This is a genomic window from Candidatus Limnocylindrales bacterium (assembly GCA_035559535.1).
GTDB lineage: Bacteria > Moduliflexota > Moduliflexia > Moduliflexales > JAUQPW01 > JAUQPW01.
Genome location: DATMBG010000040.1, coordinates 37,849 through 53,275, shown reverse-complemented (window position 1 = coordinate 53,275; position 15,427 = coordinate 37,849). Strand labels below are relative to the sequence as shown.

Sequence of the window (15,427 nt, the reverse complement as noted above, 5' to 3'; positions counted from 1 at the left end):
GCTTAACGCATGACTTCCACTTCAGGAAGATCCTCTGAGCTTATTATGATAATTTTTTCCTATTCTTTTTTTTCAGATAAAATTATTCTACCCAAGGGTTTTTTTACTGGCTATGAAAAAACTTTTGACAGATTCAGTCGAATAATATTAAATTCCCTTGGGGGTATAATACGCTAGGTGGTATGGCACGGTATTACTCAGCTAGAGTTATGGATTTTTAGGCCAATACCTGGACGAAACGCGTTTAGATAGTATATATTGTTTGTAGGAATCTCAGGTATCAAGACCAAGGAGGAAAGAATTATGGATATACCCAAAGAAAAACTGCTTTGGATATATGAAAAAATGTTACAGATCCGAACCTTTGAAGAGACTATGGCCGATGAGTTTGCCAAGGGAAAAATTCCCGGGGTTCTTCATCTGTATGCTGGAGAAGAGGCCGTTGCCGTTGGATTTTGCGCCCATTTAAGGGATGAAGACTATATTACAAGCACTCACCGGGGGCATGGTCATACCATTGCGAAGGGGTGTGATATCAAACGCATGGTTGCGGAGCTGTACGGTAAGAAGACGGGTCTATGTAACGGAAAAGGTGGGTCGATGCACATAGCAGATGTCGATAAGGGCATGTTAGGGGCCAATGGAATTGTCGGGGGAAGTATTCCTATGGCCTGTGGAGCTGCTTTAACGGCTCAATATAAGAAGTTGGATCGGGTGGCCGTCTGCTTTTTTGGGGATGGTGGAAGTAACCAGGGAACTTTCCATGAAGGTTTGAATCTGGCCTCCATCTGGAATTTACCGGTTATTTTTGTTGCCGAGAACAACCTGTATGCCGAAGCGACGCCCCAGCGATACCATCAAAGGATTCAAAATATTGCCGATCGGGCTTCCAGTTATAACATACCCGGAGTTGTGGTAGATGGAATGGATGTCTTTGCAGTTTACGAAGTAGCCGACGAAGCCATTCGAAGGGCGAGATCTGGAGGAGGACCTACCCTGGTAGAATGTAAAACCTACCGTTTCTACGGTCACTATCAAGGAGATGCGCAGCGCTATCGGACTAAAGAGGAAATCGCAGAATATCGAAAACGAGATCCTATTCCTCGCTTCAGGGAACGGGTTTTATCCCATAACCTTTTATCAGAGGTCGAACTCAAGGAAATCGAAGAAAAGGTGAAAAAAGAGATTCAAGACGCCATTGAGTTTGCAGAAAAAAGTGAGTACCCGGAACCGGAATCAACCCTCAGGGGTCTCTATGCAACTCCTTTGGTATCTGAATCGTATGCATTATTATAAGATATGGCCATAAGAGAAATAACCTATCAACAAGCCATTCAAGAAGCTTTGCGAAGTGAAATGCGGGCCGATCCCACTGTGATCCTCTTGGGAGAGGATATTGCCGGAGGGGCGACTACGGTAGATGAGGATGCGTGGGGTGGACCATTGGGGACAACGCGAGGATTTATTAAGGAATTCGGGAAAGAGCGTGTTCGGGATTGTCCCATTTCTGAAGCAGGGTTTGTAGGGGCGGCTGTAGGGGCAGCCACGACCGGACTACGACCGGTTGTGGAATTGATGTATAACGATTTTCTCGGAACCTGTCTGGATCAGATTCTAAACCAGGCTGCCAAGCTCCGGTATATGTTTGGAGGAAAAGCTAAGGTTCCTATGGTCCTCCGAACCACCATCGGGGCAGGTCTTCGTAAAGCCTCCCAACATTCCCAGACCCTTTATTCTATCTTTGCCCATATTCCCGGCCTCAAACTCATTGCTCCTTCAACTCCTTATGATATGAAAGGACTTCTCATCTCCGCTATTCGAGATGACGATCCCGTCGTTGACTTCGAGCATAAGCTCATATACTGGAAAAAAGGTCCTGTACCTGAGGAGAGTTATACAATCCCTCTGGGTAAGGCAGATATTAAAAGACCCGGTAAAGATGTAACGATTGTAGCCATCTCCCGTATGGTAGATTTTTCTTTAGAAGCCGCCAACAAATTAGCCAGTGAAGGAATCGACGCCGAGGTCGTAGATCCGAGAACTCTCTGGCCTTTAGACGAAGCCACAATCCTGGAATCTGTCAAGAAAACCGGAAAAGTGGTGATCGTGGATGAGAGTACTCCCAATTGTTCCATGGGTCGTAATATCGCAGCCATTATCGCGGAGAAAGCATTTGACTACCTGGATGCCCCGATCAAGTGTGTCAACGCGCCTCCAACTCCGGTTCCTTTTAGTCCGAGTTTAGAAGATTTTTATCTTCCCAATCCGGATAAAATTTTCAAAGCGGTAATGAGTCAGTTTAAGGATTGATCGGGTTCTTGGGTCCATAGTCCGTTGCCTGTTGTTTTGGGTTGGTCCTCCATCCCAAAGCATCCGGGTGATAGACAAAACCATTCAATGACGGACTATGGACTAAACTCAACGGGCACGGGGCATAGGACAAATTGATGAAACTTCGAGATAAGGTTGCTTTGATTACAGGAGCCGGTTCGGGAATTGGACGTGCAACGGCTATTCTATTTGCAAAAGAAGGTGCGAAAGTGAGTGTGGTAGATCTGGATAACGAACGCGGGGTGGGTACCGTTCAACTTATTAAGGATCAGGGAGGAAGTGCAATATTCATTCGAGCCGATGTCTCACAAATTGAAGATGCCCGACGAATGGTAGAGATAACAGTTAATACCTGGAATCGGTTAGACATTTTGTTTAACAATGCAGGGATTTCTGTCGTAGGTACCGTGGAAACTTTAACGGAAGAGGAATGGGACCGGGTGATGGGAGTTAACTTGAAATCGGTCTTCTTGGGGTCTAAGTTCGCAATTCCCCATATGAGGAGACAAGGGGGAGGTTGTATCATTAACATGGCTTCTGCAAACGGGATTCGACCCTATGCTAACCGTGATGCTTATTCGGCCTCCAAAGGAGCTATTATTTCCCTTACAAAAGGGATGGCTCTGGGGTTTGTAAAGGATAATATTCGGGTTAACTGCCTCTGTCCTGGAACGGTAGAGACCGCTATCCTTAATGGAGTAGCCAGTAAGCTTTATGCTGATATGGAAACAGCTCGTCAGGCTTTTATGGCCCGCCAACCCATGGGACGAATGGGTAAACCCGAGGAAATTGCCTATGCTGCCCTCTATATCGCTTCCGACGAGGCCGCCTTCATGACCGGCTCTGCCCTTGTTATCGATGGGGGCATGTCACTGTAAACGACGCTTCTTTCGCACTATCCCCACTGCTTCGTAAAGTCTTTCCTCTCACCTGGAGGATTCCTATCCATTTAACCGGTAAGATCCGGTACCTTCCCAACTCCACCCCTGAGAGCATACGCGCCAGGACAAAGATTAATGAAAAGCCCTAATTTGAAATCCATAAACTTTATCCCGGTACCCGGGGGTTGAGAAAGTGTACCGGCTAAACTAATACGGGTCCTTATCTGGAAAACTCCTTGACTTTTAAGCTAAAATAAGTTAAATTAAAGCGCTGAACCCGGATAAGCTTATTTTTTAATAAGAGAAATTTGCTTTTTTAGAAAAAGCTAAAAGGAGTCATAGCAAATATGTGGATGTCGTTACTTACCTCTCTCATTCCTTCAAAAAACGATAGAACTTTAAGAAGTCTTCAACCTATCGTTGATCGGATTAATTATTTAGAAAACCGTTTCCTCAGCGAAAAGGAACTGAAAGAAAAAACCTTACGCTGTCGAGAGGGACTGGCCCAGGGAAAAAGTCTGGGAGAAATATTCCCGGAACTCAAAATACTCGGCGAGAAAGCTTTAAAGGAAAAAACTGCCCTCTGTCGGCGAGAACTGTCTGAAGAAAAGGACTTAGCCCAGGTACTCCCAGAGGATTTTCGGGTTATGAGTGACGAGCAAATCCGGGGGATGACAGAAATTTTTAGAGCTCGATTAAAGGAAGGGGTTCAAGAAGGCATACAGGCTAAGTTGGAAGCTCGAAGGGAAGTTATTAAGTTTCTCAAGGAAAAGTTCGGAGATCAGGAGAATAAAGAAAGCGCTGTGATAAACCTCGACCGATGCCCGCAAGACTTTTTAACCCGAAGTGTCATCAGCGCTCTGGAGAAGGAAATCGAAGAAATTGTTAAGGAAGTAAAAGATGAAGCGGACTTTGAAGGGGTGAGTGAGAATACCCTGACAAAAGGTGTTAAAGCTTTTATCCATGAAGCGATTTATAAAGAAATGCAGCGGGTCTTAGACGAAATTCTTCCTGAAGCTTTCGCCGTAGTTCGAGAAGCCTCCAAGAGAACTCTGGGAATGCGGCATTTTGACGTTCAATTAATGGGTGGCATAGTGCTGCATCAGGGGAAAATCGCCGAGATGAAAACCGGAGAAGGGAAAACTCTGGTTGCAACCCTTCCTGCTTATCTCAACGCCCTTTCTGGAAAAGGTGTTCATATTGTAACCGTTAACGATTATCTGGCCCGACGAGACCGGGAATGGATGGGCAAGATTTATGAGTTTCTGGGAATGACGGTTGGAGCCATCCAGAACTACATGGGTACTCAGGAAAGACAGCAGATTTATAACTGTGATATTACCTATGGGACGAACAATGAGTTTGGATTTGACTATCTGCGGGATAATTTGAAGGATTCTCCCAAGGATCGGGTCCAGCGGGAATTGGCTTATGCTATTGTGGACGAGGTGGACAGTATTTTGATCGACGAGGCGAGAACGCCCCTGATTATATCCGGAGAGGTAGAACAGGATTCCCACCGCTACGATGAGTTTAAACTTCCCGTCAAAAATCTGGTGGCACGACAACAAAATATCGTTAATAAAATCTTCGATGAAGTCCTCAAGTATGATGAAACGGATCCGGATGCCTATGAAAAGTACGTTAAATTGCTTCAAGTGGAGAAAGGGGATCCCAAAAATAAACGACTCCTTGCTTATATTGCCGAACACAAAGACGCCAAAAAGATGATGGTTCGGGTGGAAGACGATTTTATCCGGGATAAGCGTATCCATGAGCTTCAAGAGGGTCTACTCTATGTAATTAATGAGAAGGAGAATAGTGTCGAGTTGACCGAAGAGGGACAGAGAATTCTCTCCCGGGGTGAAGAAAATCTCTTTGTTCTCCCAGATCTGGATACGGAGTTCTTCCAGATCGAACATGATGAATCTCTCAGTCGGATTGCGAAGGAAAACGCCAAGCAGCGATTGACTAAAGAGTACGAGGAGAAAAGCGAGAAGCTCCATAATATTCATCAACTCATTCGGGCCTATACCATGTTTGAAAAGGACGTGGATTATGTGGTGCATAACGGAGAAGTTATCATTGTCGATGAATTTACAGGCCGTATGATGCCCGGGCGTCGGTGGAGCGATGGACTTCATCAGGCCGTAGAGGCCAAGGAAGGCGTTAAAATTGCCAAGGCAACTCAGACCGTTGCAACCATTACCCTTCAGAACTATTTTCGTCTTTATAAAAAGCTGGCAGGTATGACAGGAACTGCCGCAACCGAGGCAGCCGAATTCGCCGATATTTATAAGTTAGACGTGGTGGTTATTCCCACCAATGAACCCATGATCCGGGTAGATTATCCCGATGTCGTTTACAAAACCGAACGGGCTAAGTTTAATGCCGTCGTAAATGAAATTGTAGATTGCTATATTAAAGGTCAACCTACCCTGGTAGGAACGGTCTCTATCGAAAAGTCGGAGAGATTGAGCAAGATGTTGGAGCTCGTCCACTTAAAGAAAATTTTAAGTCCTGAGAAATTCGAACAGCTTCGACAGGTGTTAAAGGAGCGCGGTGAAAAAGGGACCGAAATTCCCCATCATGTTTTGAATGCCAAACATCACGAGAAAGAGGCCATGATTGTAGCCCGGGCCGGGCAGCGGAATGCAGTTACCATCGCAACCAATATGGCAGGCCGCGGAACGGATATTGTACTGGGTCCGGGAGTTGTGGAACTGGGAGGTCTTCATATCATAGGAACGGAACGCCATGAAGCCCGAAGAATCGATAATCAGTTGCGCGGACGCTCCGGACGGCAGGGAGATCCAGGATCTTCCCGATTTTATCTATCTCTGGAAGATGATCTCATGCGAATCTTTGGCTCAGAAAAAGTAGCCGCCATTATGGAACGGTTCGGGGTGGATGAAAATGAGCCTATCGAGCATCCCTGGGTTACCAAAGCCATTGAAAACGCCCAGAAAAAGGTAGAAGGCCGTAATTTTGAGATTCGAAAACACCTCCTCAAATACGACGATGTAAACAATAAACAGCGGGAAGTTATCTACACCCGACGAGATCATATCATCTACAGTGAAAACCTCAAGGGAGATCTCTTCGATATGATCGAAGATGTGCTCTATGATCTGGCCGATAAATACGCTCCCGAAGGCCAATACCCTGAAGAGTGGGATTTGAACGGGCTAAAGACGGAGCTTCTGGATAAATACTCGGTATACGTTTCCTTTGAAAATATAGTGATCGAGGAATTAACCTGGGAACATCTTCTGGAAATTCTTCGTAAAGAATTTGAGGAGAAATATGAACTGAAAGAGAAAGAGATTGAAGGAATTCCCGACGATATTTTCACCTATGCCTTTGGAGAGATTGCCCCCGGAGAGACCAAAATGAATGCCTTCCTCAGATGGATTATGTTGAAAACCATCGATCGGAACTGGATGGCCCATCTGTATGCCATGGATCAACTCAAGGAAGGAATCGGTCTCCGAGGATACGGACAAAAGGACCCCCTTCTGGAGTATCAGAAGGAGGGTTATGAAATGTTCTCCGAAATGATAGACCGAATTAACACAGAAACGGTCGAGGCGGTTTTTAAATTCTCTGTCGTAACCCGAAAAAAATCCTCCCTTGTCACCGCCACAAGTGAAGTCACCAACAATACCTGGGGTATCCATATCGATACCGATGCGCTCCAGACCAATACCAGCGAGTCTGAGGTCAAACAGGCTCCAATCGTCCGACAAACACCCAAGATTGGTCGTAATGATCCCTGCCCCTGCGGAAGTGGAAAGAAATATAAAAAATGCCATGGAGCCTAGGCTAAAAGTATCCTCTTCACCTGCCTTTATCCCTGCCTAAACAAGGGAAAGGAGAGGTTATGATTTTTCTGGAATCTTATAGATAAAAATCGAATTGGCAATCTGTGCCTCAGGTTCCAGGTTCTTAAACATCTCAAAAAACTCCGGAGACAAACGATAAACCCGCCCTTGTGCATCCATCCGAATAAAAGGAATACCCTGTAAATAGGCTACACTGATGGCATAAACTCCATGCGGGGATAAATTGGGGAATTGATGGGCTTGAATTCCATAAAGGCCGGGATCTACCCACCCAAAGTATAAAAGGTTTATTCTTTCAATCCCTTGTTCTGTTAAATACTTCTTTAATTGGATAAGACCCTGTCCTACATCTAGATTGGCATCGGATAAAATCCGGTATCCGTTTCTGGGCCCACCTGCGAGTTCATTGAAATAAGACAAATAGTTGGGGTAAACGCTCAGAGATGAAATAAGATACCAAAAAGATAAACCTATAATCAGGGCAGTTATCCGGGTTTTTTTGCTTTCAGGAGTAGGCTTTTTTTGAAGGGAGGGGGTATCCTGTTGGTTTTGAGCCTTTCGAAGGAGGATCTCCTCCCCGCTCACGGGGATGGGAGAAGGGGGATCCTCAACAGATTCAAAGCAAGGGGTAGATTCCTGCGCTTTTTTATTTTTCTGGAGAACATGAACGGTCTGACCCAAATAAACAAACAAAAAGGGAAATATCGGAAGAACGTAGCGGATTCCGAGCTGAAGCCTGACAAAAGAGAAGGTTATCAGAATAACCCCTGTGGGAACCAGAAGAAAAATATCATCCACCCGGGGTCGTCTATCATCGGTAGCTCGTCGCAAAAAAATCAGGATCAGGAATATAAAGATAGGAAGGGGTACTTTAAATAAGAGGACAAACAGATAATAGTACCACCAGCCGGTTCTGGAAACTTCTCCCAGAAGCATAGTCTCGGAGCCGTATTCCTCCTTTACCTTTTGGTTATCAAATCCTTTGAGGTAATAAAACGGCAAAGGAACCGGGATATTCTTGAGAAGGGGATGATTCAGAGGTTTTAAAAAATTACTGGTAAAATGGTAACTTCCCAACGGAGAGAAACTTCCCTGAAAAGCATAACCTATATGGACAGTAAGAAAGGCTATGAGAACGATCCCCAGAAAAGGAGTCACCAGGGCCTGTCGTCGGTTGTTTGTCGTACGGGATTTCCCACGAGAGCGGATAAACTGCCAGCCCAGGAGGATGGGATAGAGGATCAGCAGCAGGAGGCCTGTAAACTTGGATAGCAAAGCCAACCCTAAGGTTATCCCGGAGAGAAACAGGGTTAGAAGGTGTAAAGATGTGGGACCGTACGTCCTGATTTTTAAATAGTGATAAAAGCAGTAAACGGCCAGAAATATCGTAAGACTGGTTCCTAAATCGACGGTAGCGAGACCTGACTGGGCCAAAATATTAGGGCAGAATACGTAGAGAAATAGAGAAAAACATCCTGCCGGGGTTCCATAAAATTCACGAGACCATAGGAAAACAAGAAATCCCAGAAGACCTGAAAGAAATAAGGTCATGAGCCGGGCATAAAAAAAGAAATGAAGATATTGGGTACGGTTGGCCCGCATAAAGTCCATACCATAAAACCAGGGTCGTACAGGTACTTCTTCAGAGTCCCAATAGTTGCTCTGGGGTAATCGGATCTCCATAAACAGGAGAGGAAAGGCCGTAATCAGTTTGATGAGAGGAGGATTATGACTGTACATACGAAAATCTCCCGTTTTTAAATAGGAGTATCCGGCCGGGAGATGGGCGAACTCATCGTAGGTTATCGAAATCTGCCCCATGCTTAAAAAGACCTGTAAACCCAGGATAAGCAAGAGAACGACAGGAATCAGAAAGAATAGTCTGGAAGGTTTCATCGGTTTATTTTCCTGCAAAATCTCCTTTACTTCTGAATATTTTTACATCTTCGGGAAGTCTGGTAAGACTCATCACCGGCCATTCACCCAGTTTAGAGAGACCTAAGATTTTGAATTCTGCGGAATCCTCAACTTCTATCCCACCGTAGGCAAAGAAGTGATGATTAACCGGTCTTTGATAAATGGCTTTTCCCAATAAAATCGGTGCCCAGAGTTCATTGTAGAAAATCTTCGTAGGCGAGTGACCTGCTTGCCGGTCAGGCAGGGAAAGGGATCGGAAAGGTTCCAAAATATAAACCGGTTTACTTTCTGGAATCTTAAGCTCTCCGGTTTCTTCCTGAAAAAAAGAAGGATCATCCCCGTTAAGCAGAATACCGGAAGGAGCATAATACCGAATAACAGGTCCATAAGCTCCTATGATATATCCGGGGGCAAGAAGATAATACCCATTCTTTTCGATCCCTTCGAGATAATTACCCATATCTTTAAAGGATTTATAGCCGTACTTATTTCCGGCCAGTGTCAAAAGAGAGAAAATAAACAGGGACGTCAAAGTGAGGATAACCACACCGCCTAACAAAACGGAACTTTTAAGTTGGTCATGTAGAAATTTTCCGATCAGAAGGGAAAGAATCGGAGCCACCATAAGAACATAATAGCTGTGTTTGTGGGTACTTAGATAAAAGATGAGATAGATCCCAAAGAGAATCAAAAGCAGAGATACGGCAGGGAATGTTTCTACCTCCTCCTGCCGTCGCCGGAGTAAAATCCAGATGATGCTGATTCCGCCAAGGAAATAGATGACGGGAGTAAAGCCCCAGAATATCTCTGCATGATGGAGCTTTAATAAGGAAAGCGTGGGGACGCCCAAAATTCCCCCCTGGAGTTTCTGAATACGCCAAAATTCGGCCCCGTTAAACAAGATATGATACAGATAAAACGGTAAAGGGATAATAAGACTGCATCCCAGGAAAATGAAAAATTTCTTATTGAGCCAATTAAGATTCCCATTTCGAAGGGTAAAACCTGTTTGATTCCGGCAACAGGTTTCCCAGAGTATGAGGGAAGGATACATTAAAACGGCAAACTGTTTTGAAAAAAGAGATAAACCCAGACTAAGCCCGCTGAGGATTTTGTTCCGGTATTCGTGGGCTTCTAAGGATTTCAGATAAAAGTAAAGGGCAGTCAAAGCAAAGAAAATATAAGTTGAATCGACCTGCACATTTCTTCCCACCAGGACATTCATGGGGATAAACGCCAGAAGGCTCGCAGCAATAAGCCCGATCCTTTTATTGAAAAGTTTTTCTCCTAGAAGATAGACCCCATAAAGGGTTAGCAGGTTAGGAATTACGGAACCCCATCGGTCCACCGCTTCTGAAACCCCCAACAACCCATTTAGGAGGAATATCCAGTAAGAGTGAAAAGGGGGAACCATATAATCGATCTCACCATTCCAGGTTTTAGGATAGAGAAGAGAGCCTTTAAAATATTCTTTTGCAAGGAGGGCATAAAATCCTTCGTTAAAGGCTTGAAATCCATCAAAGGGCTCTCCGATCCGGTAAATTCGGATGAGCAACCCTCCCAGGAGAATAAGCCCGATCCCGGCCGTGTCTAAAAGAGAGTGTTTATATTTGAATTTGAACAACATCAAAAAATCTGGCAGGAGTCGGGAGTCAGAATTCGAACTGATTTTCCGACTTCTGGCCTCTCAACAGTTATCCGGAGATCAAGCCAAAAATAGTTAACGGAGTAACAAAAAAAGTCACTCCCTCTTTTTCTTTTCCTACTATCCGGCAAAGCCAGGTTTGGTTCAGTTCCAGGTAATAGAAAACAATTTCATAAATGCCAGAATTCGGCTTACGGTTGAGGAGTCCCTTCGGATCCATTGGATGAATGAGAAGGGTTTTTCCGGGAGTAGGCCAGCTTCAGATTATTCTGGGATTTTACATAATCCGGTTTCAACTTTAAGGCCTGATTGAATTCTTCGATGGCCTGATCGAGAAGACCTTTTCGATAATATAAAACTCCCAGATTATTGTGGGCTTCGACATAATCCGGTCTGAACCTGAGTGCGCTCTGATAGGCAGATATGGCCTCATCCCAACGTTTTTGCCGATCATAAAGTAATCCCAGGTTGTAATGGGCTTCGGCATGCCAGGGGCTCAACTCTAAAATTTTTTGAAATTCGGCCTCTGCAAGATCTACCTGATCTTTTTTGGCATAAAGAATTCCCAGATTGTAACGGGTTCCCAGGGCGGTGGGTTTGATTCTCAGGGCCTCTTCGTATTCTTTTTTAGCTGCCTCCAGGTATCCTGCTTGAAAATATGCAGTTCCCAGATTATGATGGACCAGGTAACTATTCGGTGATTTTTCCAGGGCGTCTGACCACAGGGTATAATCATTGAACCAAACCGTATTCCGTTCCATAGTGAGAATAGAATAAGACAAAAGCAAAAAAATGGAGCCAATTAAAGCGAGGGCACGTGGGAAGTCCGGAGAGAATAGGCGGTTATGAAAGGGAATTTTGAATTTGTCAAAGAAATAAAACAGATTTTCTAAGGCAATTCCCAGGAGGATCGAAAGACCTATGGATGGAATGAACAGATACCGGTCTGCCACTAAGGTACTGGTGGAGATTAAATTCGAGACCGGCAGCAGGGTGATGAAAAACCAACTCAGGGCGAAAAACACGCGCCTCGAAAGGGTATAACTCTTCATCGTCAGACCAACAACGATAAGCAAGGTGAACAAGGGCAACAACGTGGATAATTCCAGGATAGAAGCGGCTACAGGGATTTCATACCAGACCGATAGATTCACCGGGAAAAAAAAGTGCTGAAGGTAATGCCAGAGCACTTTGGGAACAGTCAACAGCGTTAGATAAAAGCTTCCGCCGTGGTATTCCTGTATAACCCCGGCCACCTGGGAGACCTTGATGTGAACATATGTCAGCAGGGCACTGACTAAAAAAAACGGTAAATAAATTGGGAATCTTAGCCGGATCATCCGAGGGTGACTCTCAGGTCCATTTTTGCAAACCTCATAAAGGACCAGTACAAGGGGTAAGACAAGGGTTGTCGCCTTGGACAGTAGGGCCAGGGTCAAACTTAAGAGGGCTCCCAGGTATTTAAGTTGAAGAGAAAATTTAGTCTGACTCCCGGATCCCTCCCTTTTCACAGGCTTTGATTCCAGATATTGAACAAATAAGAGAAAAGAAATCAGAAAGAAGGCCAGAGAAAGGACATCTTTTCTGGCCGATAACCAGGTAACCGACTCTACATGAAGGGGATGAACGAGGAAAATGAGGGTGGATAAAAGGGCAAAAGGTGGGCGTTGGAAAATTTTAGAAGCCAGGATATAGACCAGGAAGGTATCGAACAGATATAAGAGCAGATTAGTAATATGATAACCCCGAGGATCCAATTTCCAGATTGCATAATCCCAGGCATAGGAGAGAATGGTAACAGGCGTGTAGTTACCCACCAAAATGGATGAAAAAATCTGATAAATATTGGACCGACTCAGTTTCTGGATAAGAGTGTTTTCTACAATATAACTTTGATCATCCCAGGAGAGAAATCCGTTTTCCAAAGAGTTTGCATAGAGAAGGCCCGTTATGAAGCCCAGAAGGCCCAGGATCAAAACATAGGAATGCAGGATTCTCTTCCTGGATAGGTATAGGAAAGACTCTCGTTTTGTAACCATTGATACGTCCTTTTAAGCCCTTCTTCCAGACTGACCTGGGGTTTATAATTTAAAAGTTTTTGAGCTTTTTCAATATTAGCTTTTCGTCGGGTTATATCATCCCATTTACGCCGTTCGCGATATTGGATACCGGCCGGATTTCCGGTGATCTGGTTGATTTTTTCGGCCAGCTGGATAATTTCCGTCTCAATCCCCGTTCCAATATCAAAAATCTGACCGATTCCACTCTCTTGCGTGGCAGCTAAAAGGGTTCCGTGCACGATATCTTCCACATAGGTGAAGTCTCGGGTTTCCTTACCGGTTCCGGTTATAATCAAAGGTTGTCGGTTCATAGCCCGCCATATAAAATTTGGAATTACACTTCGATAGGGACCCGGTCGGTCATAGGGACCGTAGGAATTAAAGTATCGAACCACGGTGGTTTTCAATTTATGGAAGTGATGATAAAAGTGGACGTAGCCCTCTCCACTCAACTTAGAAATGGCGTAGGGTGTTTCTAACTTTGTGATAAAATCTGCACTGATTAAGCCGGTGGAGTTTCCATAAATACATGAAGAAGAAGCATATACAAAACGGTTTACAGAAGCTCTCCGGGAGAATTCCAAAAGGCGTAAGGTTCCCAGGGTATTGGTGAGGAGATCTGCTTCCGGGTGCTCCACAGAATTTTGATTGGCAAAATGTGCAGCCATATGAAAAACAAGTTCTATAGGATATTTTGTAAATATTTGCTCTAAAAGATTTATATCTAAAATAGAGCCCTTCACGAAAATAACCCGGGCGTCGTTGGGACAATTTTCCCTCCTTCCCGAAGATAGATCGTCTAACACAACCACGGTACAGTTATTTTCAATTAATTGCTTTACAAGATGACTTCCAATGGCACCTGCTCCACCCGTTACTAAAACAGTTGGCTCTTTAAGGATCACCTGGTGTTGAGAACAACGAGCGGTGAACATTCTGTTAACGGTTCGTTGTTATTGGTTAAAGGGTTGATGGTTTTGAGGATTACTTCGTAAAGGGCCATCCCTCCTCGTAGGAAGCCCCTCCGGTTTGTCATAAAGGATAAAATAATCTTGAAAATCTTGAACAGGAATAAGAACAGGAATAAAATGTTTCAACATCCATGCCAGGACCTTGGGAGGATTTTAGTCGAATTTAAAAATATAAAAGCCGTAACCGACTCTGTCTATGGGCTTATAACGGCTTAGCCAATTGGTATGTACCCCTTGAGTCTTAGCAAAGAATTCGCCCCGGATGAGGGCATGGGTGTTGAGGGCATAGATGCCGGGAGAGGGTTTTTCTTGCCAGTCCTCCTTGCTGAGGCGTTCCCATTGGATTCCGTAATAATCGGGGGAGGCGTTCCAGCTATAAAGTAGCTTGATTTTGGAAATATGGTGTTGATCCAGATAACTTTTTAATCGCTTCAGATCCTGACCCCATTCAAGGTTCGAATCATCGAGATATTTATAGCCTCGAGCAGGTCCCCCGACCAGCTCATTAAAATAAGCCAGATAATCTGGATATATACTCACGGTAGCTATCAGGTACCAGAGACCCAGCAGGAACCCAACAAAGTATCCCCGGAGTCGATGGTGAAGGAAAAAATCGATCAGCCGACTGACAAAAACGAATATCAAAGGGTAGATGGGCAAAATGTATCGGATTCCAAGATTATGGGCAAAAGCACAGGTAAAAGCCATGAAGATGACAATGGGTAGAACTAAGAAAGCATCGTCTATCCAATCCTTAGCAGGATACTGCCTGATCAGGATAAGAGTAAGGACGAGTAGGATCAAAGTCGGTATCGGAGTCTTAAATAAAAATGCCAGGAGAAAGTAATACCACCAACCCCCTTTTTTAAAGTGACCCATCAAGTAGGCAGGATAATCGGGATTATGATCTGCGTTCACACGCATCATGCCTTTCACATAAAAAAGTGGATCGTGGGGAAAAAAATAAACGACATAAAGAACCAGGCTGGCCATAACCAGTATGATCGGGTAAGCCAGGGTGAAATGCTTTAGCCGGGGGTAAAAATTCTTAGACCGCAAGACCCTAGAGAGCATAAGAGTAGCCCCCGTTTTTTCTTTAACTTTTTGCCCTTTAGATAGGGTTCTATCTTCGGGAGACCATAGTGCCGACAGGACTAGTAGCAGAATTAGAAGAGGAAGGAGGATCATCGCAGAAAATTTTGTCGCAAGGGCCAGACCCAGGCTTATCCCGGTAGCTATAAGATTCCTCTTTCGGCCTTCTCGCACAAACTTCCAAAGGTAGTAGAGGGTCATGAAGAAAAAGCAACTCAAGCCCAAATCCATGGTAACAAGACGTGAATGGGCAAGGATATTGGGGCAGAAAGCATAAAGGAAGAGGGCCATCACTCCTGCGAGGGTTCCGAAAAGCTCGTAGGCCCATTGATACACATAAATCCCTAAGAGAAGGGAGAGGAAAACTACCGGTAAGCGTCCCCAAAAAAGTAGTTTATCCGCGTCGTTTCCATACATGTAAAGGAAATAAAAACCGAAGCGCCACTCGTCGGGAGGATCGCTTTTCCAGGCAGGATCTTCCAGATTTAAGAGGGGATTCAAAAAGAGCAGGGGAATTCCACAAAGTAGTTTAATAAGAGGTGGGTGTTGTAAATTGAGGCGTAACTGTCCGGTTTTAAGATAGGTATAGCCGCTGGGAAGGTGGGTCGTTTCATCACTGGAAGCGTTAAGTAACCGCATGCTAAGTACCGCTTGCAGAAAAAGACAGACAAGAAGAAAAGCTATC

Annotated in this window: 9 protein-coding genes; 4 read left to right on the top strand and 5 right to left on the bottom strand. The window is 44.6% G+C overall.

The genetic code is table 11. The features are described 5' to 3' along the window. Positions 1–303 precede the first annotated feature (303 nt). From VNM22_14335 to VNM22_14320, 4 genes are all read left to right on the top strand, one after another. A complete protein-coding gene (locus VNM22_14335; GenBank protein ID HWP48339.1) occupies positions 304–1,296 on the top strand; it encodes a thiamine pyrophosphate-dependent dehydrogenase E1 component subunit alpha in 993 nt (330 codons plus the stop codon). A gap of 3 nt (positions 1,297–1,299) precedes the next feature. Further along, positions 1,300–2,310 (top strand): alpha-ketoacid dehydrogenase subunit beta, encoded by a 1,011-nt coding sequence (locus VNM22_14330; protein HWP48338.1) that lies wholly within the window; start codon positions 1,300–1,302, stop codon positions 2,308–2,310. Positions 2,311–2,447: 137 nt separating this feature from the next. After that, positions 2,448–3,209, top strand: coding sequence for a glucose 1-dehydrogenase (locus VNM22_14325; GenBank protein ID HWP48337.1), 762 nt, complete (start codon positions 2,448–2,450; stop codon positions 3,207–3,209). Between the two features lie 350 nt (positions 3,210–3,559). Next, on the top strand, positions 3,560–7,036 hold the full coding sequence (locus VNM22_14320; GenBank protein ID HWP48336.1) for an SEC-C metal-binding domain-containing protein: 3,477 nt from the start codon (positions 3,560–3,562) through the stop codon (positions 7,034–7,036). Positions 7,037–7,093: 57 nt separating this feature from the next. Here the strand turns inward: VNM22_14320 and VNM22_14315 are convergent, their stop codons facing one another. The 5 genes from VNM22_14315 to VNM22_14295 all read right to left on the bottom strand — a co-directional run bounded on the left by VNM22_14315 (position 7,094) and on the right by VNM22_14295 (position 15,381). Further along, positions 7,094–8,953, bottom strand: a complete 1,860-nt coding sequence (locus VNM22_14315; GenBank protein ID HWP48335.1) for a glycosyltransferase family 39 protein — start codon at positions 8,951–8,953, stop codon at positions 7,094–7,096. Between the two features lie 4 nt (positions 8,954–8,957). Further along, a complete protein-coding gene (locus VNM22_14310; GenBank protein HWP48334.1) occupies positions 8,958–10,601 on the bottom strand; it encodes a glycosyltransferase family 39 protein in 1,644 nt (547 codons plus the stop codon). Positions 10,602–10,810: 209 nt separating this feature from the next. Next, positions 10,811–12,658 (bottom strand): tetratricopeptide repeat protein, encoded by a 1,848-nt coding sequence (locus tag VNM22_14305; GenBank protein ID HWP48333.1) that lies wholly within the window; start codon positions 12,656–12,658, stop codon positions 10,811–10,813. Next, positions 12,592–13,614 (bottom strand): NAD-dependent epimerase/dehydratase family protein, encoded by a 1,023-nt coding sequence (locus tag VNM22_14300; protein ID HWP48332.1) that lies wholly within the window; start codon positions 13,612–13,614, stop codon positions 12,592–12,594. Before VNM22_14300 ends, VNM22_14305 begins: the two co-directional genes overlap by 67 nt. Positions 13,615–13,803: 189 nt before the next feature. After that, on the bottom strand, positions 13,804–15,381 hold the full coding sequence (locus tag VNM22_14295) for a glycosyltransferase family 39 protein (GenBank protein HWP48331.1): 1,578 nt from the start codon (positions 15,379–15,381) through the stop codon (positions 13,804–13,806). Positions 15,382–15,427 lie beyond the last annotated feature (46 nt).

Coding starts and splice junctions, on each gene's coding strand:
- VNM22_14295 (HWP48331.1), bottom strand. CDS start 15,381: ATGCGGTTACTTAACGCTTCCAGTGATGAAACGACCCACCTTCCCAGC.
- VNM22_14310 (HWP48334.1), bottom strand. CDS start 10,601: ATGTTGTTCAAATTCAAATATAAACACTCTCTTTTAGACACGGCCGGG.
- VNM22_14320 (HWP48336.1), top strand. CDS start 3,560: ATGTGGATGTCGTTACTTACCTCTCTCATTCCTTCAAAAAACGATAGA.
- VNM22_14300 (HWP48332.1), bottom strand. CDS start 13,614: ATGTTCACCGCTCGTTGTTCTCAACACCAGGTGATCCTTAAAGAGCCA.
- VNM22_14335 (HWP48339.1), top strand. CDS start 304: ATGGATATACCCAAAGAAAAACTGCTTTGGATATATGAAAAAATGTTA.
- VNM22_14315 (HWP48335.1), bottom strand. CDS start 8,953: ATGAAACCTTCCAGACTATTCTTTCTGATTCCTGTCGTTCTCTTGCTT.
- VNM22_14325 (HWP48337.1), top strand. CDS start 2,448: ATGAAACTTCGAGATAAGGTTGCTTTGATTACAGGAGCCGGTTCGGGA.
- VNM22_14305 (HWP48333.1), bottom strand. CDS start 12,658: ATGGTTACAAAACGAGAGTCTTTCCTATACCTATCCAGGAAGAGAATC.
- VNM22_14330 (HWP48338.1), top strand. CDS start 1,300: ATGGCCATAAGAGAAATAACCTATCAACAAGCCATTCAAGAAGCTTTG.